Source organism: Mangrovibacter phragmitis (assembly GCF_040429585.1).
In the GTDB taxonomy this organism is placed as follows: Bacteria; Pseudomonadota; Gammaproteobacteria; order Enterobacterales; family Enterobacteriaceae; genus Mangrovibacter; species Mangrovibacter phragmitis.
Map to the genome: position 1 here is coordinate 3,610,520 of NZ_CP134782.1, position 21,162 is coordinate 3,631,681.

20 protein-coding genes and 1 pseudogene are annotated in these 21,162 nt (G+C 48.3%); 11 read left to right on the plus strand and 10 right to left on the minus strand.

Annotation, left to right across the window (positions count from 1 at the left end; all coding sequences use genetic code 11):
• Nucleotides 1-14: 14 nt before the first annotated feature.
• Nucleotides 15-896, minus strand: coding sequence for a LysR family transcriptional regulator (locus tag MPHASIOC01_RS17440; protein ID WP_064600350.1), 882 nt, complete (start codon nucleotides 894-896; stop codon nucleotides 15-17).
• A gap of 98 nt (nucleotides 897-994) precedes the next feature.
• Here MPHASIOC01_RS17440 and MPHASIOC01_RS17445 point away from each other — a divergent pair, with 98 nt between their 5' ends.
• Complete coding sequence (locus tag MPHASIOC01_RS17445) at nucleotides 995-1,501, plus strand: phenolic acid decarboxylase (protein ID WP_036105768.1); 507 nt, start codon at nucleotides 995-997, stop codon at nucleotides 1,499-1,501.
• Between the two features lie 171 nt (nucleotides 1,502-1,672).
• Here the strand turns inward: MPHASIOC01_RS17445 and MPHASIOC01_RS17450 are convergent, their stop codons facing one another.
• On the minus strand, nucleotides 1,673-2,101 hold the full coding sequence (locus MPHASIOC01_RS17450) for a molybdopterin-binding protein (protein WP_064600352.1): 429 nt from the start codon (nucleotides 2,099-2,101) through the stop codon (nucleotides 1,673-1,675).
• Nucleotides 2,102-2,396: 295 nt separating this feature from the next.
• On the opposite strand from MPHASIOC01_RS17450, the gene MPHASIOC01_RS17455 reads away from it, so the two are divergent.
• Nucleotides 2,397-2,639, plus strand: a complete 243-nt coding sequence (locus MPHASIOC01_RS17455) for a hypothetical protein (RefSeq protein ID WP_064600354.1) — start codon at nucleotides 2,397-2,399, stop codon at nucleotides 2,637-2,639.
• 63 nt (nucleotides 2,640-2,702) lie between these two features.
• Here MPHASIOC01_RS17455 and MPHASIOC01_RS17460 read toward each other — a convergent pair whose 3' ends face one another.
• Nucleotides 2,703-4,073 (minus strand): uracil-xanthine permease family protein, encoded by a 1,371-nt coding sequence (locus tag MPHASIOC01_RS17460; protein ID WP_064600356.1) that lies wholly within the window; start codon nucleotides 4,071-4,073, stop codon nucleotides 2,703-2,705.
• Nucleotides 4,074-4,375: 302 nt separating this feature from the next.
• On the opposite strand from MPHASIOC01_RS17460, the gene MPHASIOC01_RS17465 reads away from it, so the two are divergent.
• On the plus strand, nucleotides 4,376-4,801 hold the full coding sequence (locus tag MPHASIOC01_RS17465) for a universal stress protein (RefSeq protein ID WP_064600358.1): 426 nt from the start codon (nucleotides 4,376-4,378) through the stop codon (nucleotides 4,799-4,801).
• Here the strand turns inward: MPHASIOC01_RS17465 and MPHASIOC01_RS17470 are convergent.
• The 3 genes from MPHASIOC01_RS17470 to MPHASIOC01_RS17480 all read right to left on the minus strand — a co-directional run bounded on the left by MPHASIOC01_RS17470 (nucleotide 4,798) and on the right by MPHASIOC01_RS17480 (nucleotide 10,387).
• Nucleotides 4,798-5,883 carry a mechanosensitive ion channel family protein gene (locus MPHASIOC01_RS17470; RefSeq protein WP_064600360.1) on the minus strand — a complete coding sequence of 362 codons (1,086 nt, stop codon included), beginning with the start codon at nucleotides 5,881-5,883 and terminating at the stop codon, nucleotides 4,798-4,800. The two genes, MPHASIOC01_RS17465 and MPHASIOC01_RS17470, sit on opposite strands and share 4 nt — an antisense overlap.
• A 159-nt stretch (nucleotides 5,884-6,042) precedes the next feature.
• Nucleotides 6,043-7,818, minus strand: coding sequence for a sodium:solute symporter family protein (locus MPHASIOC01_RS17475; RefSeq protein WP_064600362.1), 1,776 nt, complete (start codon nucleotides 7,816-7,818; stop codon nucleotides 6,043-6,045).
• Between the two features lie 556 nt (nucleotides 7,819-8,374).
• Nucleotides 8,375-10,387, minus strand: coding sequence for a heparinase II/III family protein (locus MPHASIOC01_RS17480; RefSeq protein WP_353612983.1), 2,013 nt, complete (start codon nucleotides 10,385-10,387; stop codon nucleotides 8,375-8,377).
• Between the two features lie 459 nt (nucleotides 10,388-10,846).
• Here MPHASIOC01_RS17480 and MPHASIOC01_RS17485 point away from each other — a divergent pair, with 459 nt between their 5' ends.
• Genes MPHASIOC01_RS17485 through MPHASIOC01_RS17495 form a run of 3 tightly spaced genes read left to right on the plus strand, consistent with a single transcriptional unit; the run spans nucleotide 10,847 to nucleotide 13,691 of the window.
• A complete protein-coding gene (locus MPHASIOC01_RS17485) occupies nucleotides 10,847-11,836 on the plus strand; it encodes a TRAP transporter substrate-binding protein (protein ID WP_064600366.1) in 990 nt (329 codons plus the stop codon).
• 50 nt (nucleotides 11,837-11,886) lie between these two features.
• Nucleotides 11,887-12,390 (plus strand): TRAP transporter small permease, encoded by a 504-nt coding sequence (locus MPHASIOC01_RS17490; RefSeq protein WP_064600368.1) that lies wholly within the window; start codon nucleotides 11,887-11,889, stop codon nucleotides 12,388-12,390.
• Nucleotides 12,390-13,691 (plus strand): TRAP transporter large permease, encoded by a 1,302-nt coding sequence (locus MPHASIOC01_RS17495; RefSeq protein ID WP_064600370.1) that lies wholly within the window; start codon nucleotides 12,390-12,392, stop codon nucleotides 13,689-13,691. The genes MPHASIOC01_RS17490 and MPHASIOC01_RS17495 overlap by 1 nt, the downstream gene beginning before the upstream one ends.
• 56 nt (nucleotides 13,692-13,747) lie before the next feature.
• On the opposite strand, the gene MPHASIOC01_RS17500 is transcribed toward MPHASIOC01_RS17495, so the two are convergent.
• Nucleotides 13,748-14,251, minus strand: coding sequence for an ESA_00282 family adhesion-associated protein (locus tag MPHASIOC01_RS17500; RefSeq protein WP_064600371.1), 504 nt, complete (start codon nucleotides 14,249-14,251; stop codon nucleotides 13,748-13,750).
• A 103-nt stretch (nucleotides 14,252-14,354) separates the two neighbouring features.
• Between MPHASIOC01_RS17500 and MPHASIOC01_RS17505 the strand changes: the two genes are divergently transcribed.
• Nucleotides 14,355-14,765 carry a hypothetical protein gene (locus tag MPHASIOC01_RS17505; protein ID WP_064600373.1) on the plus strand — a complete coding sequence of 137 codons (411 nt, stop codon included), beginning with the start codon at nucleotides 14,355-14,357 and terminating at the stop codon, nucleotides 14,763-14,765.
• Nucleotides 14,766-14,769: 4 nt separating this feature from the next.
• Nucleotides 14,770-15,162: a hypothetical protein gene (locus MPHASIOC01_RS17510; protein WP_064600375.1), complete on the plus strand. Its 393-nt coding sequence runs from the start codon at nucleotides 14,770-14,772 to the stop codon at nucleotides 15,160-15,162.
• A gap of 283 nt (nucleotides 15,163-15,445) precedes the next feature.
• On the opposite strand, the pseudogene exbD reads toward MPHASIOC01_RS17510, so the two are convergent.
• A pseudogene (gene exbD / locus MPHASIOC01_RS17515) lies at nucleotides 15,446-15,865 on the minus strand (TonB system transport protein ExbD); the annotation flags it as partial.
• A gap of 6 nt (nucleotides 15,866-15,871) precedes the next feature.
• Nucleotides 15,872-16,606 carry a tol-pal system-associated acyl-CoA thioesterase gene (gene exbB / locus MPHASIOC01_RS17520; RefSeq protein WP_156519105.1) on the minus strand — a complete coding sequence of 245 codons (735 nt, stop codon included), beginning with the start codon at nucleotides 16,604-16,606 and terminating at the stop codon, nucleotides 15,872-15,874.
• Nucleotides 16,607-16,852: 246 nt separating this feature from the next.
• Here exbB and metC point away from each other — a divergent pair, with 246 nt between their 5' ends.
• Nucleotides 16,853-18,040, plus strand: a complete 1,188-nt coding sequence (metC, locus tag MPHASIOC01_RS17525) for a cystathionine beta-lyase (protein ID WP_064600377.1) — start codon at nucleotides 16,853-16,855, stop codon at nucleotides 18,038-18,040.
• Nucleotides 18,041-18,175: 135 nt separating this feature from the next.
• Nucleotides 18,176-18,865 carry a DedA family protein gene (locus tag MPHASIOC01_RS17530; RefSeq protein WP_353612984.1) on the plus strand — a complete coding sequence of 230 codons (690 nt, stop codon included), beginning with the start codon at nucleotides 18,176-18,178 and terminating at the stop codon, nucleotides 18,863-18,865.
• 15 nt (nucleotides 18,866-18,880) lie between these two features.
• Here the strand turns inward: MPHASIOC01_RS17530 and MPHASIOC01_RS17535 are convergent, their stop codons facing one another.
• Entirely contained in the window at nucleotides 18,881-19,813 is a 933-nt protein-coding gene (locus MPHASIOC01_RS17535) for an AraC family transcriptional regulator (RefSeq protein ID WP_353612985.1), read from the minus strand.
• A gap of 184 nt (nucleotides 19,814-19,997) precedes the next feature.
• On the opposite strand from MPHASIOC01_RS17535, the gene yqhD reads away from it, so the two are divergent.
• Nucleotides 19,998-21,161, plus strand: a complete 1,164-nt coding sequence (gene yqhD / locus MPHASIOC01_RS17540; protein WP_353612986.1) for an alcohol dehydrogenase — start codon at nucleotides 19,998-20,000, stop codon at nucleotides 21,159-21,161.
• Nucleotide 21,162 lies beyond the last annotated feature (1 nt).

The following is a 21,162-nucleotide window of genomic DNA, read 5'->3' on the forward strand; positions in this document are numbered from 1 at the left end:
AAACTATACGGCTTTTAACACTCCGGGCCGGAAGTTGCCTGTTTGAACAAGGCGGTTAATGTCTGTACGACTTGATCCGGCGGTGTGAGATCCTTTTTCACGATCAAATGCAAAGGGGTGGCGCGTTTTACACCATGAGGCAATGGCAATATTTTCAGGATACCGGCAGCAAGGTGCCCGGCGATGCGCTCTTGTGGCAGCCAGCCATAACCTACCTGGTACAATACAGCTTCGATGGCTGCTTCAAAGGTGGAAAATGTCCAAAATTCAGTTGCTGAAATCTGGTGTGTATCCTGAGCGCCGTCGAGTTCTGCGATGCGTACCTGAGGGTAACGTGACAACGCGTCCTCCCCGGGGAAAGGAGTGACCTGGTGTAATGGGTGGTCGCGGTGAGCAACCGCGACAAAATCAATATTCATCAGCCACTCACCACGACCGGTTATATCCTGGCGGCGGGAAAGGATCATGACATCAGCATCTGTGTTGATATCCACATGGTTTTCCAGCACTTCGGTGAGGTTAACCTGGGTATAAGGATGGCGTTGCTGGAACTGGCGTAATACTGAAAACAGCAGTGCGCGGGGAAAAATGCTGTCTACCACCAGGTCTAACCGGCTCCTGATACCACTACGCATTGACTGAGCGCGCGCCTCCACATAATCAAAAGCACTCAGCAGCGGCCTCACCTGAGTTAACAGTACCTGCCCGGCAGGCGTCAGCTCTGCCCGGCGCCCCACCTGACGCAATAACTCCACCCCGAGGCGGCTTTGCAGTAACCCCAAATTATAACTGACTGAAGACTGACTACGGCTGGTTGCTTCCGCGGCTTTCGCAAAACTGCCCAGCCGTACCACCTGGTCCAGCAACCCCCACTGTTCAAGTGTTGTTTTGTGCATAACCCATCCAATTTTTAACTCAATTTAATGCAAAATTAGCGTTATTCATTCAAAAAATGAAGATGTAAGCTGTATTCATTCCACAGAGGAGAGACAAAATGAGCACCTTTGATAAACACGATTTGCAAGGTCTGGTAGGAAAACACCTGGTTTATACTTACGATAATGGCTGGAATTACGAAATTTACGTTAAAAATGATCGCACTATGGATTACCGTATTCACAGTGGGATCGTCGGTAACCGCTGGGTGAAAGATCAACGTGTCTTTATCGCCCGTGTGGGGGAAAGCATTTATAAGATCTCATGGACCGAACCAACTGGTACCGATGTCAGCCTGATTGTTAACCTGGCGGATCGTCTGTTCCATGGCACCATCTTCTTCCCGCGCTGGATAATCAATAACCCGGAAAAAACTATTTGTTTCCAGAATGACCATATCCCGGAAATGGAAGCTTACCGCGCTGCAGGCCCGGCTTATCCTACCGAAGTCATTGATGAATTCGCGACCATTACCTTTATCCGTGACTGTGGTGAAAATAATGAAAGCGTCATCGCCTGTGCAGCCAGCGAACTGCCGAAAGATTTCCCCAATAACCTGAAATAAGGTTAATAGCGCAGTTCAGTGATTAACAGGGTATGCCACATACCTGCATAGCGTAAAAGAGGGAACAACGTTTCCTTCTTTTTGTATATGAATTAGAAAAAACCGGTAACCACGTCATCAAAAGCAGACATGCTTACCGGTTTCAGCCAGGCGGTGGGCACAAACAGGCGGTTAAGCTTTAACAGCCAGTACCACACTGGAGGCCTTGACCAGAGCAATAACCCGGCTCCCAGCCACTAATCCCATCTCATCAGTACCTTCATTAGTGATAACGGAAATCAGGGTAAAACCGGCATCAGTCTTAACATGAACGGTGGTATTCACTGCGCCTTTTTGCACGGACTCCACCACGCCAGCAAACTGATTACGAGCTGAAAAAATTAGCCCGCTGTCTTCAGATGCCAGAATAACCCAGGGGGCTTTAACTAACGCGACCACACTTTTGCCCACGGCCAACCCCATTGCCGTTTTACTGGTATGAGTGACAACCGCGACAAGTTTAGCGCCGCTTGCAAGGGTCAGTTCAACTTCATCGTTTACCGCGCCATCGGCGACCAAAGAGACAACACCGGCTAACTGGTTACGTGCTGAAACAGCCATATCCTGCTCCTGTATGTGATAAACCGCACAAAAAAGAATACCCACACAGAATGACAGGAAATAATCACAACCGACAATAGATAAAACTGATAATCATCAGAATGGGGTAAGACGCAGCCCGGAGACTGGAGCAGTAACCCGGAGGTACTGAAAGATAATCATGGAACCCCCCTACGTAAGCAGCAATTTTAGCGTTCTGTCCTGACTTATGAGAAATCTGTCGCCTCCAAAGATAAATTGCTTTGCTACGCTTTACTGGCAGTCCCCAATAAATTTTTAAAACAAGGAACTGACTATGCCACGCAAACCCGGCCAACATATTGTTCATGTTGATAAAGCAATCGACTTCATGGCATCAACCCAGGCTTTCCTGGAGTACCTGAATAAGCAGGGCAATCCTGCAACACTGACTCATGATATTCCGCCCGAATATCAGGATTTTTTTGCCCAGCGCCTTGCGTGGTACCGTAAACTTTACCGCCCGGACCCTATTAACGGTAATCAGGCTGTATCTGAAAAAGAACATGGCGCAGGTTAATGCTGCGCCATTCAGCAAGATACGCTCTAAATGCTCAGGAGACGGGAACATTCAGCGCGTTAATCAGCGCGCAGAGGTTGCCGCACCAGCTTTCACTATTTGTGGTTCATCATGTGGCATTAACAGGTTAAGTACCATTGCTGCAATCCCACCGCTGGTAACAGCATGACCAAAGATATTGCCAATAATTTTCGGAAACTGTCCGAGAACTTCGGGCACCGCCTCAATACCCAGACCAATACCAAACGAAATGGCAATGATCAGCATTTCTCTGCGGCCTAACGGGTTTTGCGTCATGATCCGAATACCTGCCGCCACTACACTGCCAAACATCACCAGTGTCGCGCCACCTAAAACCGGAGCCGGGATTTGTTGCAGTAACCCACCAACAACCGGGAACAGCCCTAACAGTAATAAAATCACGCCGATATACATGCCAACATAACGACTGGCGACACCGGTCATTTGGATAACCCCGTTATTTTGCGCAAACGTGGTGTTAGGGAAAGACGAGAACATTGCAGCAACCATACAGCTTACGCCGTCAGCCATAATCCCGCCTTTCAGGCGTTTACGGAACGATTCTCCTTCAATTGGCTGTTGTGAGATCATGCAATTCGCCGTCAGGTCACCTACGGCTTCGAGAATGGAAATAAATGAAACCAGCGCAATAGGGATGAAAATAGCCCAGCTAAAATGAAAACCAAAGCGGAATGGCTGAGGTAAAGCGAACCACTGTGCTGGCAAAGGCTGGATGGCCAGATGCCCGGTTACCGCAGCAGCGGTACAACCCACCGCAATCCCAATTACAATAGCTGACAAGCGCAAAACCCTGCTACGAGAACGGTTCAACGCGATAATAACCAGTAAAGTCAGTGCACCCAGCCCCAAATTGGCAGGCGAACCAAAATTAGCGACACCATGCCCGCCGCCCCAGTCAGTAATACTGACTTTAATCAGGCTGATACCAATCAGTGCAATGACGGTGCCGGTCACCAACGGTGTCAGAACCCGGCGCAGTGAATCAAAAAAACGGCTGACCAGTAATGGGATAAATGCTGCGACGAAGTTAACGCCAAAGATCATCGCCAGCACATCTTCAGAACTACCGCCCTGGCTTTTAACTAAAAAGCCTCCAGACAGAATCACCCCAAGGAAAGCAAAACTGGTGCCCTGCAGGCTAATCATACCGGCACCCACTCCCCACACACGTTTAGCCTGAAGAAAAGTGCCAATGCCTGATGCCAGCAATGACATACTGATGAGATATGGCAGGTAAGCATTCAGCCCCAGAACTGAACCAATAATCAGTGGTGGTGTGATTATTCCCACCACACTGGCCAGCACATGCTGAACTGCCGTCAGGAGTGCGGCCCAGGGAGAAATGCGCTCCTCAAGCCCATAGATCAATTCTTTTTGGTTAGTTTCTGACATGGTAAGCATCCTGATCCGTTGAGTACCAAAGTAAAATGCATAAACCAGGCCAGGTATGGTGGAACCAGGCTTTTTACCACCTTTCGCGTGCAGAGTGGGTGTTGAACCGTTTTATTGGCTGCACCAGGTGAAACCATAAAATCGCATATGCACCATATTGTTACTTTCGTTTCACCAAAAGCATCACAAAACCTCCTTTTGCACAACATTGATGCAACAAACAGAAATGCGCTTTAGCGCACAGCGATAACCTGAAAGCACTGGCTATAGTTAGCATCAGAGGGAGAGCACGGGAGGGTGATATGAAACACTATCAACATATTTTGGTGCTGGTTAACGATGAACAGGATGGTCCACTGCTGTTACACCGGGCAAACCAAATGGTTCACCAGGATGCCCGGATAACCCTGGCGCATATTATGATTGATTACCGGGCCATGAATTATATTTCCGACAGCATGATGAACGATGCAGGCTCAAACCAGGTTATTGAAATCAAAGCATTACTTAACCACCTGGCAGCCAGTAGCCCTTACCCGGTAACTACCCGGGTGATTATCTCGTTAGACAAGGTCAGGGCTCTGGCAACATTTATCCGCAAACAGGAGGTTGACCTGGTGATTATTGGCCACCATAACCGGTTGTTTGGTGTACTGACCTCACGCTCCATGGCCTTTATCAACCACCTGGATGTGGACTGTTTTATTTGCCATATTCCGCCGGACTAGGCTGCAGCACGGTCCTGATTATCCTGAGGGATAATCACCCGGCAAGGGACAGCCAGGCTGACATTGATTTCATTCAACCGCTCAATCAGGCGAATATTAATCTCCTGCTGAATATCCATATATTTGTTGTAGTCAGCAGTATCGACAATATGCACCACTTCAAAAGTCAGCCGGTCCTGGTCAAACGACAGAAAATGCCCACGGTCAAATTTCGTCCCGCCAACCTGTTCAATAACCTCTTTAAGCAGTGGGCCGATTTTGCGTAATTGTGCTGCGGTGGTGGAGTAAGAAACACCAAAGGTAAAGACAATTCGCCGGGTATTCATGCGCTTGTAGTTATGAATTATCTGCTGCAACAGTATTGCGTTGGCACAAACAATTTGTTCACCACTCAGGCTGCGTATCCGCGTGGTTTTCAAACCGATATGTTCAATACTGCCCGCGACATTGTTGAACACAATGAAATCGCCAATCTCAAAGGGCTTATCAAACCCAATCGCCAGTGACGCAAACACATCACTCAATACTGTTTGTACCGCCAGAGCAATTGCGATACCGCCAACCCCCAGGCTGGCAACCAGTGCGGTAATGTCTACCCCCGCATTGGCAAGGATAGAGAGCAGCATGATTGACCAGACCAGCGCCCGTAATATCAGCCCCAAAATGACCAGTGTGACCGGGTTACGGGAGGTGCCAGGAGCAAAAAGCAACTTTTTCATCCATGACTGGATCCCCTGGTCAAACCAAATCGCAATCTGCAATGCCAGGACCAGAAACCAGGCATGGGAGATTGTACTGTGCAGCGTATCAGGCAAGGCAACGAATTGCAGGCTGAAGAGGAATGCGGCAAACAGAATCAGTAATTTTTTGGTTTTATGTAAAACTTCAAAAAAAATGAAGTGAAACTGCGTATTGTGGGACGTGTTTTGCGACCAGGCATCAACCCGGTGGTGAATAAACTTTATCAGGCGATTAACCAGAAAATAGGTCACCAGCGTTATCACTATCACTAATGCCACATCGGTCCAAAAAGGCAAGGACGTCAGCAAATTCAGGTAGTTTGTTCGTTGAAGTATCTCCATGCAGACTCCATAGCAGAAATGTGAAGTTTGCGTATAAGTATAGTTGCTCGAGCCAGTACGCCTGGTTTTCAGGCTTTAATGCAGTTTTTTCCTGGCCCTTCTGTAATGAAAATGGCCAGTCTTTAGTGACTGGCCTGCAAGTTTAATAACTTGATAATATTATGAAAGTTGTTTTTTCAGTTGTTCCACAGGTTGCTGTACTTCGCCGCTGCGTTTGAGTAAGTAACCCACCAGCAATACAGCTAACGCACAACCCAGGAATAACATTCGGCCCCACAGTGGGTTGGGCAATAAAACCATCAACAACAGCCCGGTTCCCATCATCAGAGTGATACGGCCCAGTTTGCTGCGTTGCAGGCGGTCAAATTCGTCCTGACCTTCTGCAGCCACAACTGGCGTATCCACGTTTTTAAAGAAGGTATCGACGTTTTCTTTCTCTTCTTGTGTCAAGGAAGACTCTTTATAGAACAGTGCCGTCAAGGCAAAGAAGCCGCCAGTTAACACCAGGTGCGCCGCAACTGTCAGTGTAGTGGTCAGTTCCGAACGCTCACGCGCGGTCAGTGTGATACCAAACAAGTCAGCACACCACTGAGCAGTAAAGACATTCATTACCAGCCAGGACACCACCATACCGAAGCAGACCGTTGACCATGCCGCCCAGCGCGGCGTTTTACGAATAAACATACCGAAGAACAGTGGAACCAGAATCGGCGATTGCAACAATGTGGCCACTCGCATCATCAGTTCGAACAGACTCAGACCTTTAAGTTGGGCAAACAACTGCGCAATCAGAATGACCAGGATGCCATTGACCACGGTGACAATCTGACTGGTACGCAGCAATTGTTTTTCTGACCGCACTTTGTTACGGCATACAATTGGCGACCAGAAGCTGCGCACAAAGATACCCGAGTTACGGCACAGAGCAGAATCCATGGAAGACATCGTGGCGGCAAACAGACCTGCTACCAGCAAGCCGACGGTTCCTGCTGGCATCATTTTCTCTGCAAACACCAGGTACACGGCGTCGGACGCTTTGTTGCCAAGTTCAGAATGAGACGCTGCGGCATCCGGTAACAGAACAGCCGCCGCCCAGGGCGGGATAAACCAAATAATAGTACCCACCACCATCAGCCCCATTGCCAACAAAGCGGCTTTGCGGGCGTTGCCGGAATCTTTCGCGTTCAGAAAGCGATAAGAGTCCTGCATGTTGTTGATACTTTGCATCTGTTTCACCAGGAAGAAGATAAATGAGCCCACCAGCAACAGGCCGTAGTTCATATCCGGGCCCATCATGAAGTCGCCAGGGAATTGCTCAAGCATGTTGGTCGGGCCACCAACAGCCACCAGTGCAACAATTGCGCAGGCTACCGAAATCACTGCGACAACCAGTGTCTGAACAAAGTCACTGGCCACCACCCCCCAGGCGCCACTGAGCATAGAAATAAGCAGTACAGAGATCCCGGTAACCCAAATAGTGGTTGCCATGTCGTAGCCAAATACCGCGCCGACAAAAATAGCCAGGCCATTCAGCCACACACCACCATTCAATATACTCAGGGGGATAATCGCCCAGGTGAAGAACTGTTCATTACCCTTGCCAAAACGAGCACGAACACCTTCTGTTGGTGTATCAACACGCATCTGGCGGAAACGCTGGCTGAACCACCACCAGGAAGCCATGTAACCCAAAATATTACCGAAGAATACGAAGGTAACAGCAAAGCCATCTGTAAATGCTTTACCAGCAGCACCGGTAAAGGTCCAGGCGGAGAACTGAGTCATAAAGGCTGTCGCCCCGACCATCCACCACAGCATGCGGCCACCACCTCGGAAATAGTCACTGGCCGACTGGCTGGCCATTTTTTTGAAAGCGAGGCTTATTACGACCATCAGGACGAAATAGCCTGTAATTACCAGGATATCAATACTCATTTAATTACCTCTGAGCCACCTGCTTTTGCTCTGGCAAACGCAGTCTCACTGAAAAAATCACCCAATCCATGAAATCTGCATAAATTATAAAACAGTGTTTTAAAAATAATGTGACGTGGTTTTTATTTGTGGAATTATTATGAAACAGGTCACACTTATTTATGATCTCAATCACATTTAATGCAGGCTGAATGGTTTCAGTAATGGCGAGAAAAAGTAACTCAAATGGGGAAAAGATAACTTCTTAAATTTCATAAAGATAAAGAATCAGAAAAGTAACGGTTAGTGGATAAATAATTATCATGATGGCTATTTTTAGGATTTTTCATTCGTCATTTTTGGTATTTTTAGCACCAGAAAGATGACTGCTGTATAAACACACCCCAATACTCAAACTGGATATAAAGCAACATAGCGGGGCTACTCAGCACTAACCAACAGGTAGCAACACAAACACGTATTCGGACTTCAGAGATAAAGCCCTGGTGAGAATCAATACCGGGGAGGAATAAACAGGCGGTATACCCGAAGACAGTACCGCCCGGATCAGGGCTGGTTAATCAATAATCTGCGGAGTCCCTTTGTTCCACGGAAGGGTCATCACCTGGCGTGCCCCGCACTGGTTAATGTGAAGCGCCACGCTTCCTGGTTGCCATGCAACATCAATAAGCGAAATACTGTTTCTCCCGCTTAAATCATACAGCGTGATCAGGTGGTAACGAGTCTGGTTGCTACGCACCACCAGGTAGCTGATATTCCGGGTTACCGGGTTCGCCGGAGCCAGAGCTGTGTATAAAGCGGTTTCCTGCTCACTCGCCAGCCACACCGGTAACTGTTTATCTTCGTGGTGAAAATGAAGTGGTATCACCCCATTCAATGGGCGACGGGTGACAGAATGAAAATACGCATCCACTCCTTGCCCGGGCCATTGGCACGCCTTGCCCGCAGGGCTTTCAGCCAGGCTTGCGTCCACATGCAGAGTAAAGTCCAGTTCCTGCTGGTGCGGGTTCTCAACTTCAACCACATCCACAGCCATACCCGCTAACCACAAGATATTGCGGCGAAAAACAACCCCCTGCCAAAGTTCGGTATCTGTTGCGGGTGGGTAATGGCTGTCCAGCGGTGGCAACACACCTTCCCAACTCACTTTGGTTTGTAACCAACAAAAAGCTGGCTCTTGTTGCCAGTTGATAACCTGGGGTATAGCAGGAGGCTGATTGGTTCGCCCAATACTCAGTGTGTTATGGGTAGCACTGTTTTTATAATACTGGTAATGCGCAGGTGCGCCATAACCTGTTGTTCCCAGGTCTGGCAACCAGTGGTGGCCCTGGTTGAACAGCATGATTCCCAGACAGTCATGGTGATCATGCTCACCTCCAAATGGGGCGTGTTTTAGCAATAACGCCTGGTCAGAGCCAGGCTGGCGCAGTAGTGTCAACCCGGCTCCCGGTGCATGGAGGGTTTCGCCGGGAACCAGAGCCGGGAAGGTATCTGGCAGTATGCTGACGCCATATAGCAAGGCATCCAGATTATTACGGGGTTGCTTTTGGTAGATAGTGTGAAGCACTGCACCATAACGCGGCTTGCCGTATACCGCATAGAAAAACTCATAAATATGGGAATGCGTGAGTGCTTGCTGGCCGGTAATACAATCATTTATGGGTGGGAAAGTGCCGTCAGGCAGCAGTAAATCCAGCGGAAAATCAAGCATCTTTTGGTAGCTGGGTAGTGACAACAAACTCCAGCGGGTTCCACGGGCCAGTTTTTCAAAAGCACAGAAACCTTGCAGTGCATAAAAATGATAATGGACCGATCCCTCGAACCACAATCCTTCATCCAGTAACCCGTGCTCAAGTTGATAACGCAACCCATAATCACTGTTAACCGCGAACTCCAGGTAGTCTGTATCCCCGAGAATTAAACCAATAACTCCCACTGTGGCACTGATTTTTACTTCATGGTTATGTAATTGCCTGACGCGGTGCGCTATCAGAAAATCAGCGCCTTCCCGCAACAACCGTTGTTCAATATAGCGCTGTTCTTCATGGCTAAGCGCATCACGAATGAAGTCATAGCCCAGAGCAAACTCCAGGTGACAATTCGCTTCACACAATGTTTGGGCATTGGCTTTTCCAGGGCCATTACAGGGAATGCCACCATGGACTTCATAGTCCGGATAATATTTGGCGTAACCCAGCAATATCTGGCGTACTTTGTCGAGATATTCCGTGTCCCCGGTAAGTTGCCAGAGTAGCCCTAACTGATAACAAGCTTTTGCATTAAGACCATTAAGCCCACGCCACCATGCGCCATCCCAGGGTTGGCCACGCCATATTTTGCCATCTACCGGGCAGCAATGTGCGTCTGGAGACTGGCGGTTCCAGTTAAGCCGTACACCGTGTTCCGGGCAAAAATAGTAAAGGTTCCATGTCGCAATTGCGGTTTCAGGCACCATTACTGGCCAGGACAAAATAGCGTGGTTATCTTCACGAAGAGCCTGAATAAACCCAGGGTGACCCTGAAAGCGCGCCTTGCACGTCGAAAAATCTGAGTTACTAAACTGAATCACTTCTGCATCCCTGTCGGCGTTTTTTTTATTAGAACAATTTCCCCTAATAAAATAAACCAATGTTTCATTTTTATAATTTAAAGCAGAGAACCATCAATACTCAGGTTTCCCACTGGCAACAGACCAATACAAGAAGTTGTCATACCTATTTCAAATAGCACTTTTAAGTAACCAATTAAAACACACTATGACATGAATAAAGCAGGAAAATATTGCGGACTGATAAGTGTCATCAGTAACTATTGCACCGCGCGACAGGCTGAAAACTGAATAACCTGATGAAGTTAATTCAGGTGATCTCATTCACAGAAATAGTCATCCAGGACTTTCATCCGGAAAAATGTGAACCAAACTAACAAATGCTATCCGACAAGTAAGATAAGATGTCATACATCAAAACCAATAATTACATTTTATTACACAAGCGTTACGCCTTAATTATCCTTCGGAGAATGTGTTATGAAACTGACCTCTTTTTCCCGTAGCCTGCTGGGCGCAGCAATTTTGACCCTCTGCGCCGGCAATGCCAGTGCTGCAGAAAAAGTTACGCTTAAACTGGCTCATAACCTTGAGCGCAGCCATGTGGTTCACAAAGCCTTTGAACAGATGGCGAAAGAAGTCAAAGAGCTTTCCCACGGCAATATGCAAATCCGTATTTACCCCAGTAGCCAAATGGGCAGCGCCAGAGAAACCATGGAGTTACTGCAAAATGGTGCGCTGGATATGACAAAAGGTTCAGCCAGCGATCTGGAGTCATTCGACAACGTATACGCCATCTACAACCTGCCTTATCTGTTCAAAAACCAGCAGCACTTTAACAATGTCGTCTACGGTGAAGTGGGCAAAGAAATCATGAACTCCACCAAGGATAAAGGCTTCTTCACCATGGCAGCCTATGTTGCCGGAACCCGTAGTTTCTACGCGAAAAAACCCATTACTAAACCTGAAGACCTGAAAGGCATGAAAATTCGTGTCCAGGCGAGCCCAACCACACTGAAAATGATTGAGTTAATGGGCGGTTCACCTACCCCTATTTCTTTCGGTGAAGTGTATACAGCCATGCAGCAAGGCGTGGTGGATGGTGCTGAAAACAATGTGCCATCCTGGGTACAAACACGTCATATCGAAATTGCCAAAGTGTTCTCTGAAGATGAACACACCTCCATTCCTGATTTTCTGGTGATGTCGACCAAAACATGGAACAAGCTGACACCAGAACAACAGCAGATTCTGGCTAAAGCTGCTACCGATTCTGAAGTTTATGAACAGAAACTGTGGGATGAAGTGGACAAAGAGTCACGCGAGAAAGCCATTTCAATGGGAGCCACTTTTGTAAAAGTGGATAAAGCGCCGTTCCGTGCTGCTGTTAAACCGCTTTACGACGATTTTGCCAAAGATCCTAAACAAGCAGCCTTGCTTGCCAAGTTTGAAGCCGCCGCGCCACAGTGACGGACCTCTGGCGGGCTTGAAGCCCGCCTTTTTTAATCAGGAAAACAAAAATGATCTTCGACCGTATTAAATGGGTGGTTGACCGGATTATTGCGACCTTTTCTATCCTGGTAATGGTAGCCCTTGTTGTCTGCGTCGTCTGGCAGGTATTCAGCCGTTATGTGCTAGGACAGCCCAGTACCATGACAGATGAGCTGGCACGCTTTTTGATGATATGGGTAGGCTTACTGGGCGCCGCCTATACCGTAGGGGCACAACGCCATTTATCAATTGATATTCTGGCGCTCAGCCTGAGTGAGCGGAAGAAACAGGTTCTCAACATCTTAATTAACCTGTTTATTTTTCTGTTTGCGGGTGGCGTGATTATTTCCGGCGGCCTGAAGCTGATTGAAAAAACCCTTGCCACTGCGCAAGTGTCTGCAGCCATGCAAATTCCTGTGGGTTATGTCTATTTTGTTCTGCCGTTAAGTGGCGCCGTCATGATGTTCTATTCCTTATGGTTTATTGCCCATGATATTCACCGCTTACGCCATCCGGATGAGGTTGCCCCGTAATGGAAAGTTATATTGCTCTCGCCCTGTTTGGTAGTTTCTTTATTCTGGTTTTTATCGGCGTGCCTATCTCGTTTTCAATCGGGATAGCGACTGTCACATCCATGGCGCTGATGTTCCCGTGGGATATCGCCATTATCACCGTCACCCAGCGCCTGGCTAATGGTCTGGATAACTTCGCACTACTCGCCATCCCGTTTTTTATTTTTGCGGGGATCCTGATGAACAGTGGTGGAATAGCCATCAGGTTAATCAACCTGGCGCAAGTGATGGTTGGCCGGGTGCCGGGTTCTCTGGGCCATGTCAACGTACTGGCTAACATGATGTTTGGTTCCATCTCAGGTTCAGCTGTTGCAGCTGCCGCCGCAGTAGGTGGCACTCTGGATCCTATTCAGAAAAAAGAAGGGTATGCCCCCGAGTTTTCAACAGCCATTAACGTTTCTTCCTGTATTACCGGGTTATTGATACCGCCATCAAACGTGCTGATTGTCTTTTCACTGACAGCTGGCGGCGTTTCTGTGGCATCGCTGTTTATGGCGGGTTACCTGCCGGGCATTCTGATGGGTTTTTCCATCATGCTGGTTTGTTGGTTTTTGGCACGTAAACGCAACTATCCATTGTCGCCACGCCCAACAGCTCGCCAGGCGCTGAAAGCGCTTCTGGATGCACTGCCCAGCCTGTTATTAGTGTTTATCGTTATGGGTGGGATTTTAGGTGGGGTGTTTACCGCCACCGAGGCTTCCGCCATCGCTGTGGTGTATACCTTTATCCTTTCAGTGCTGGTTTACCGGGAAGTAAAATGGCGTGATTTGCCCGGGCTTATTCTGGAGTCTGTTGTCACCACATCCATCGTGTTGTTGCTGATTGGCTGCTCAGTGGGCATGTCGTGGGCTATGACCAACGCCGATATCCCCTACATGATTAGTGATGCCATGATGGGTATCTCTGATAACCCGCTCGTTATTCTGCTGATGATTAACGTAGTGTTGCTGGTGGTAGGTATCTTCATGGATATGACGCCCGCAGTACTGATTTTCACCCCTATTTTCCTGCCGATTGCGCAGACACTGGGAATGGATCCGGTACATTTCGGAATAATGATGGTAGCCAACCTGTGTATTGGTCTGCTGACACCACCTGTAGGGAGTGCGCTGTTTGTCGGGTGTTCCATCTCTGGCGTGAAGATCCAGAACCTGATTAAACCGTTGCTGCCCTTCTATGCCGCCCTGTTTATTTCACTCATGATGATAACCTATATCCCTGAAATTTCGCTGTTCATACCAAAATTGCTGGGGCTGATGTGATACTTACCCGGCAGGCGCTAATTCTTCGCCTGGCCGGGTTTCCTTCTGCATAACCGTTATACATCCCCAAGCGAAACCACAGGGCGCTGGTAAGCAGGCCACACAATCGCAACCAGTTCCGGATAAGCACTCAGGCTGAACTCATAGAAACACTGGCGCAGATTCAGCACTTCAATATCTGAGTAGCCAATCACTTCCCCATTCATACAGCGCTTTTTCAGATTGTCATAGTATTTGTACACCGCTGAGTTGAGGTCGCTGCAACGCCGCTGGGCATCAAACAACCCAGGTGTCGACGTGATTTTATCAATGCCCATTTGCTTAACTGTTATGCGGACAAAATCAATGTACTCGTTATTCACCCGCCAGTACCAGGGTGGGGTAATGTGGTTGATCAAACGGGCAAACTGATCCTCCCCTTGCTCTGGTGTTAATGAGGGTTGTGAATATAAAGGCTGTTGCTGTTCCTGTTTTGCGCTCTTTTTATTATCGCGCATTAAAACAAGCACCCCACCCAGTAGTATTAATAATATAAAGACGAGATAAATAGTGAGGCTCACATTTACACTCCTTTTTTTTGATTTTAATTTTACAACATGTTATTGTCAACGTTACACTCGCCCTGAATAATTTTATCTTTTTGATATAAAAGGCTTATTAGTTATGCTGCCAGATAACCTGGTGCCCGGGCGGTATCACTATATAGTTCCGGAATCACCGCAAGAAAGTTCTGACACTCCATCTGATTTCACTTTAGTTACTGAAAAGCTTCAGGAACTCGAGGTTGAAATTCTCAGCAGCGTCTCTCAACCGGGGCGTATTGGCCTGCCGAAGAACGCCCTTCTGGAAGAACACGACCGCTATTTCAAAGAGCGATTATTTCGCGTTGCTAAAATAGAAACCTTTGCCCGGGTACTAAAAGAATTAGTCGCAGAAAATGAAATTACCCAGGAAGCTCTTTCTGAGCTAATCACACAAAAGACCGTAGAAACAAATGAGCAGGGTGAAAAAATTTGGCTTAATTTAATTACCAGCGAAGTTAAATCACCTTTGTTTTACCGGTTTGAGGATTAGCCCTATGTCTGAACAGGCTCAATCAATTAATAAAAATTTCACTTTAAATACTGAAAATAAGCACCAATTTATCTTAAGTAGAAATTTACAGTCACTGCGGCTTTATAAAAACGAGGTGGTAGACCGTTATACCCGTAAAGTCTCCAGCATTCCGGCGGCTCTGGTTGAGTTGAAGTGGCAAAACCGTAAAGCGCTGTACGCATTCCAGGTGAAAGAAGAAGTTTATGGCAGCGTGTTGTGCCAGTTACTGGCTAACAACCCGGAGCTAAAAGAAAAAGTCATGGCGCGTATTGAGGCACATTACCAGCAGTTTCGTACTCATGAAGCACAAACACTGGAAGTGTCCCGCAAACTGGTTGACGGCCAGTTTAAAACGTCTTCAGCACTCGAAAGCTAGCCTTATTCCCTCTCAGTTTTCTGGCACGTTCTTTCACACATAAAAAAAGCGTGGCCAATGCCACGCCCCGATACCGGTAAGAAGCAGAGCAAGCCAGCTTTCTTACCGGGAACAGATAAAAACCGGCTATTTTCATCAAACTGACTGGCAGAGAACCTGCGCGATGAACCAACAGGTCATCAAACAGTCACTCCGATGTCAATTACTTCGCTGCCGCACCTGACGGCTGTGATGATTGCGCGGGTTGTGGTGAGGCACCCGTTGGGCCTGCTGCTGCCCCGGCCGCAGGGTTACTTTCTTGCGCTACCAGGCCAATTTTGAGATACCCGGCCTGTTGCAGCATATCCATCACATGCATCAGGGTTTCATAATCCACCGTTTTATCCGCACGGAAAAAGATAGTGGTGTCTTTCTTCCCTTCTGTCATGGTGTTCAGGACATCCACCATGTTCTGCTCAGTCACAGGTTCATCGCCGATAAACAATGTTTTGTCTGCTTTGACTGACAGATACAAAGGTTTTTCCGGCCTGGGTTGCGGCTCGCTGGATGACCCCGGTAAGTTCACTTTTACGTCAACTGTCGCCAGTGGTGCAGCCACCATAAAGATAATCAGCAAAACCAGCATCACATCAATAAAAGGTGTGACATTGATATCGTGCATCTCGGCGCTGTCGTCTGAGTTCTCATTAAAATGCATAGCCATAAGGCATCAACCTGCACGCAGTTTCTGAGCTGGCTGGATATTACGTGTTTCACAGCTCGCAGCCAAATCCAGATCGCGGCTTTGCAGTAACAACACTTGTGCGGCCACATCACCCAGTGATGCTTTATAAGCGCCAATCATGCGGGCGAAAACATTATAAATCACCACGGCTGGAATCGCAGCGATAAGGCCAACTGCGGTTGCCAGCAACGCTTCAGCGATGCCTGGAGCCACAACGGCCAGGTTCGTTGTTTGCGACTGCGCAATACCAATAAAGCTGTTCATGATGCCCCAGACTGTACCAAACAGCCCAACGAACGGTGAAATTGCACCAATAGTCGCCAAAAAGCCATTACCGCGCCCCAGATAACGCCCGGTTGCCGCAACACGGCGCTCCAGACGGAAACTGGTACGCGATTTGATGCCTTCGTTATCAGTACTCCCTTCTGAAAGGACCAACTCGTCTTGTGCTTCATTAATTAACTGAGCACTCAAACTGCTGGTGTGAAAACCTGCCGCAGTTTCGCTGGCTTCATCTAAAGAGCGGGCACTTGAGAGTGCGGAATACTCACCATTAAGGCGGCGTTTCCAGGCAAGCAGTTCAGTAAATTTGCGAAAGAACAGCGCCCATGTGACCACGGAGGCGAACAACAGGCCAATCATGACCAGTTTCACCACAATATCGGCATGATGATACATACCCCAGACGGACAAATCCGCCTGCATCAAATTTTCTGCCACAGTCAATCTCCAGGACCAACATGAAAAAAACGAATATTGTCGGTATCATATCAAAATAGTGTCGAATTGATAGTCGTTCTCATTACTATTTACATAATGATCTGGCTCACACTCTGTTTCTTTGCGCCAGGACAGCAATTGACTGCTATTTATCGCACTTTTTCTTATGAAGGTCATTTCCCTGTGCCGGTTCCGCCAGAAGCGTGTTAACTTATTTAGACATCCAGACGTATAAAGGGACAGGCAATGTCAGAGAAACATCTTGAAACCGCGCTGATTACTGCTGGCCGTAACAAGCGCTATACCCAGGGCTCTGTGAACAGTGTTATCCAGCGGGCATCTTCGCTGGTATTTGAGTCCGTCAGTGCCAAAAAGCAGGCCACAGCAGGCAGGGCAACAGGTGAGTTATTTTATGGCCGACGCGGCACCCTCACACATTTCTCCTTACAGGAAGCTATGTGTGAGCTGGAAGGTGGCGCTGGTTGCGCGCTGTTCCCCTGCGGAGCTGCCGCCGTTGCTAATACCATTCTGGCCTTTGTTGAACAAGGTGATCATATTCTGGTAACCCGCACAGCATATGAACCGACCCAGGATTTGTGCACCAAAATCCTCTCACGGTTAGGCGTTACCACCTCCTGGTTTGACCCACTTGCTGGCGCAGATATTGCCAAACTGGTCCGCCCGGAAACGCGTATTGTTTTTCTGGAATCGCCGGGTTCCATCACGATGGAAGTTCATGATGTCCCGGCTATCGTCAAAGCAGTGCGAGAGAAAGCCCCCAATGCCATCATCATGATGGACAATACCTGGTCTGCGGGTGTGCTGTTTAAAGCTCTGGATTTTGGTGTCGATATCTCAATTCAGGCTGGCACAAAATATTTGATTGGCCATTCCGATGCGATGGTTGGCACAGCAGTTTCCAACGCCCGTTGCTGGGAACAGTTGCGTGAAAATGCTTACCTGATGGGGCAAATGGTGGATGCAGATACCGCGTATATGACCAGTCGCGGCTTACGTACCCTGGGTGTGCGCCTGAAACAACATCAGGAAAGCAGCATTGCTGTTGCCACCTGGTTGCAGCAGCACCCGGCTGTTGAGCGCGTTAACCACCCGGCTTTACCCGGCAGTAAAGGCCATGAATTTTGGAAGCGCGATTTTACCGGTTGTAGCGGGTTGTTCTCTTTTATTTTGAAAAAACGCCTTAGTGAAGCTGAGTTTGCCCATTTTCTGGACAACTTCAGCCATTTCAGCATGGCCTACTCCTGGGGCGGGTTTGAGTCACTCATTTTAGCGAATCAACCTGAAGAAATTGCCGCCATCAGGCCGGAGAGTGAGGTAGACTTTACTGGCACCCTGGTACGCGTGCATATCGGTCTTGAGAATGTGTCTGACCTGATTGACGACCTCGCTGCCGGGCTGGAGCGCATTGGTTAACTCAGTTTGGTTTAAGTCTGCAAAAAGTTGTCATACATGAGTATGGGATGTGCCATGTTGAGCGCCGGATCAAGGTGTTAAACTGTATCCGTCAGGTACAATTACTATAATTTAAGCTGTTCCACGGGATGTTTCATGGTTGTTATCGAAAATATCATCGCTGCACTTTGGCATCATGATTTTGTGGCTCTGACTAATCCACATGTTATCGGTATCGTGTATTGCATCATGTTCGCGACACTGTTCCTTGAGAATGGTTTGTTGCCTGCAGCCTTTCTTCCCGGGGACAGCCTGCTGTTACTCGCTGGCGCAATGATTGGCCGGGGAGTAATGGATTTTACTTCTACATTATTGTTGCTCACCGCCGCCGCCAGCCTTGGTTGCTGGCTGAGCTACCTGCAGGGCCGCTGGCTGGGCAATACCCGCATCGTCAAAGGCTGGTTACATCAACTGCCTTCACAATATCACCAGCGTGCCACCTGCTTATTTGACCGTCACGGACTGCTGGCACTGTTAGTGGGGCGTTTTTTAGCGTTTGTGCGTACCATTTTGCCCGTCATTGCCGGGTTGTCCGGGCTGTCTAACCGTCGGTTCCAGTTTTATAACTGGCTGAGTGCTGTGTTGTGGGTAGGTACAGTTACTGGTCTGGGTTATGCGCTGAGTATGATTCCGTTTGTAAAGCGCCATGAAGACCAGGTCATGACTGGTTTAATGATTTTACCGGTTGTTCTGCTGGTTGCCGGGTTACTGGGCGCCATCATTGTTGCCGTTAAAAAAAAGCCGATGGGCGGCGTTGCGACAAACAATAACCGCCCGGTTAACTAGGCTACGGCCAGAATTCTACTGGCGGGCAGTGGTGTTCAGCAGATTGCGGGTGCCCGTTTGTGTCGCCCGCATTCTCAGAATATCTTCCCCGGGCGTCAGCCCGAAGTAACGTTTAAATTCCCGGCTGAACTGAGAAGGGCTTTCGTAACCCACCTGAATGGCCGCTGCTCCTGCTTTCATCCCGTCATGCAGCATCAATAAACGCGCTTTGTGTAACCGGTAGGTTTTCAGGTACTGCAACGGTGAGGTGCTGGTGACGGATTTAAAATTATGGTGAAACGCTGATACGCTCATGTTCGCCTCCATCGCCAACTGGTCGACAGTCAGGTTATCACGATACTGAGTTTCAATGCGCCGCAATGCCCGGCTGATCAGGCTAAAATGGGTATGGCGGCTGACCAGGGCCAGCAATGCTCCCCCCACTGGCCCGGTAAGTAAATGGTAGAGAATTTCCCGAATGATGGCTTTACCCAGGATGCGCGCATCCAGCGGTTTTTCCAGTACATCCAGCAACCGTTCCACGGCACACAAAATCGGTTCTGATAAAGGTGCGGAATGAATACCACTGGAAACCGGATGCGGCTGGAATTCCGGTTCTTCACCAATATCCATAAGCAAAGCCTGTAACTGCATAATATTAATGTTGATACGTAGCCCGGCAAGCGGTTCTTCTGGTGTTGCTGTGGTTTCACATTCAAAAGGCAGTGGCACAGTCAGCAATAAATATTCGTTTACATCATAGCGAAAAACACGATCATTCAGATAACCCGTTTTGTGGCCCGAAAAGAGAAAAACAACACCTGGTTCGTACATTACCGGCGTGCGGGGATACGGAGACTCCCCATAGAGCAGGCTAATTTCACCATCAAAAAAATTCGAAGTATTTTTTATGTTTATCAGATGATTAACCTTATTTTTTAAGGTTAAACAAATTTCTTCACGGCTCATTTTTACTTACCAGGCAGAGAGTATTCGGACAAGAGGTAGTGTACTCAAAATGAATTCTTTCTCCATTGTTTTGTAGAAATAGGCAAATCAATTGCAGAAATGAGCATTGAGCAATCGGGCGCAGAATCAGACAATAACCGCCAACGCCCCACAGGGCATAACTAATTATTGAAGGGTACACCCCATGAACAATTTCGATTTACATACCCCTACCCGCATTTTATTTGGTAAAGGTGCGCTGTCTTCACTGCGCGAAAATATTCCGGCAGATGCCCGCATTCTTATCACCTATGGTGGTGGTAGCGTGAAAAAGACTGGCGTGCTTGACCAGGTGCTCACTGCGCTGGATGGTTTAAATGTTCAAACTTTTGGTGGCATTGAACCGAACCCGGCATATGAAACCCTCATGAAAGCCGTAGAAGTGGTTAAGCAAGAAAACATCACATTCTTACTGGCTGTGGGTGGCGGTTCCGTGCTGGATGGTACGAAGTTTATTGCCGCAGCGGCAAAATATAAGGATGGCGTGGATCCCTGGGAAATACTGGAAACCTGGGGCGGCAATATCAAAGACGCTCTGCCGCTCGGCTCCGTGCTGACACTGCCAGCAACCGGATCCGAATCCAACAGTGGCGCCGTGGTGTCTCGCCGTTCAACGGGTGACAAACGCGCATTTATGTCGCCTCATGTTCAGCCTCTGTTTGCTGTTCTCGATCCAGTTTATACCTACACGTTACCAGCCCGCCAGGTGGCAAATGGTGTAGTTGATGCATTCGTTCATACTGTTGAGCAATACATCACTTATCCGGTTAACGCGAAAGTTCAGGATCGTTTTGCAGAAGGCCTGTTACTGACACTGAAAGAAGAAGGCCCTGTCGCGTTGAAAGAGCCTGAGAACTATGATGTCCGTGCGAATATCATGTGGGCTGCCACCATGGCGCTCAATGGCCTGATTGGTGCAGGTGTACCGCAAGACTGGGCAACACACATGCTGGGACACGAGCTCACAGCAATGCACGGCCTGGATCACGGTCAAACGCTGGCCATTGTTCTGCCCGCTTTGCTGAATGAAAAACGCGAGCAGAAGCGTGAAAAACTGCTGCAGTATGCTGAACGTGTATGGAATATCACTGAAGGAAGTGAAGACGCCCGCATTGATGCGGCCATTAATGCCACTCGCCAGTTCTTTGAAAATATGGGGATTCCGACACATTTATCCGATTATGGTCTGGATGGCAGCACTATTCCGGCCTTATTGTCTAAACTGGAAGAACACGGCATGACCAACCTGGGTGAGCATCAGGATATTACCCTGGACGTAAGCCGCCGGATTTATGAGGCGGCTCGCTAAC

What these genes read in the sequence shown, in the direction of transcription:
- MPHASIOC01_RS17440 (WP_064600350.1), bottom strand. Translation starts at nt 896, where the DNA reads ATGCACAAAACAACACTTGAACAGTGGGGGTTGCTGGACCAGGTGGTA.
- MPHASIOC01_RS17445 (WP_036105768.1), top strand. Translation starts at nt 995, where the DNA reads ATGAGCACCTTTGATAAACACGATTTGCAAGGTCTGGTAGGAAAACAC.
- MPHASIOC01_RS17450 (WP_064600352.1), bottom strand. Translation starts at nt 2,101, where the DNA reads ATGGCTGTTTCAGCACGTAACCAGTTAGCCGGTGTTGTCTCTTTGGTC.
- MPHASIOC01_RS17455 (WP_064600354.1), top strand. Translation starts at nt 2,397, where the DNA reads ATGCCACGCAAACCCGGCCAACATATTGTTCATGTTGATAAAGCAATC.
- MPHASIOC01_RS17460 (WP_064600356.1), bottom strand. Translation starts at nt 4,073, where the DNA reads ATGTCAGAAACTAACCAAAAAGAATTGATCTATGGGCTTGAGGAGCGC.
- MPHASIOC01_RS17465 (WP_064600358.1), top strand. Translation starts at nt 4,376, where the DNA reads ATGAAACACTATCAACATATTTTGGTGCTGGTTAACGATGAACAGGAT.
- MPHASIOC01_RS17470 (WP_064600360.1), bottom strand. Translation starts at nt 5,883, where the DNA reads ATGGAGATACTTCAACGAACAAACTACCTGAATTTGCTGACGTCCTTG.
- MPHASIOC01_RS17475 (WP_064600362.1), bottom strand. Translation starts at nt 7,818, where the DNA reads ATGAGTATTGATATCCTGGTAATTACAGGCTATTTCGTCCTGATGGTC.
- MPHASIOC01_RS17485 (WP_064600366.1), top strand. Translation starts at nt 10,847, where the DNA reads ATGAAACTGACCTCTTTTTCCCGTAGCCTGCTGGGCGCAGCAATTTTG.
- MPHASIOC01_RS17490 (WP_064600368.1), top strand. Translation starts at nt 11,887, where the DNA reads ATGATCTTCGACCGTATTAAATGGGTGGTTGACCGGATTATTGCGACC.
- MPHASIOC01_RS17495 (WP_064600370.1), top strand. Translation starts at nt 12,390, where the DNA reads ATGGAAAGTTATATTGCTCTCGCCCTGTTTGGTAGTTTCTTTATTCTG.
- MPHASIOC01_RS17505 (WP_064600373.1), top strand. Translation starts at nt 14,355, where the DNA reads ATGCTGCCAGATAACCTGGTGCCCGGGCGGTATCACTATATAGTTCCG.
- MPHASIOC01_RS17510 (WP_064600375.1), top strand. Translation starts at nt 14,770, where the DNA reads ATGTCTGAACAGGCTCAATCAATTAATAAAAATTTCACTTTAAATACT.
- metC (WP_064600377.1), top strand. Translation starts at nt 16,853, where the DNA reads ATGTCAGAGAAACATCTTGAAACCGCGCTGATTACTGCTGGCCGTAAC.
- MPHASIOC01_RS17530 (WP_353612984.1), top strand. Translation starts at nt 18,176, where the DNA reads ATGGTTGTTATCGAAAATATCATCGCTGCACTTTGGCATCATGATTTT.
- MPHASIOC01_RS17535 (WP_353612985.1), bottom strand. Translation starts at nt 19,813, where the DNA reads ATGAGCCGTGAAGAAATTTGTTTAACCTTAAAAAATAAGGTTAATCAT.
- yqhD (WP_353612986.1), top strand. Translation starts at nt 19,998, where the DNA reads ATGAACAATTTCGATTTACATACCCCTACCCGCATTTTATTTGGTAAA.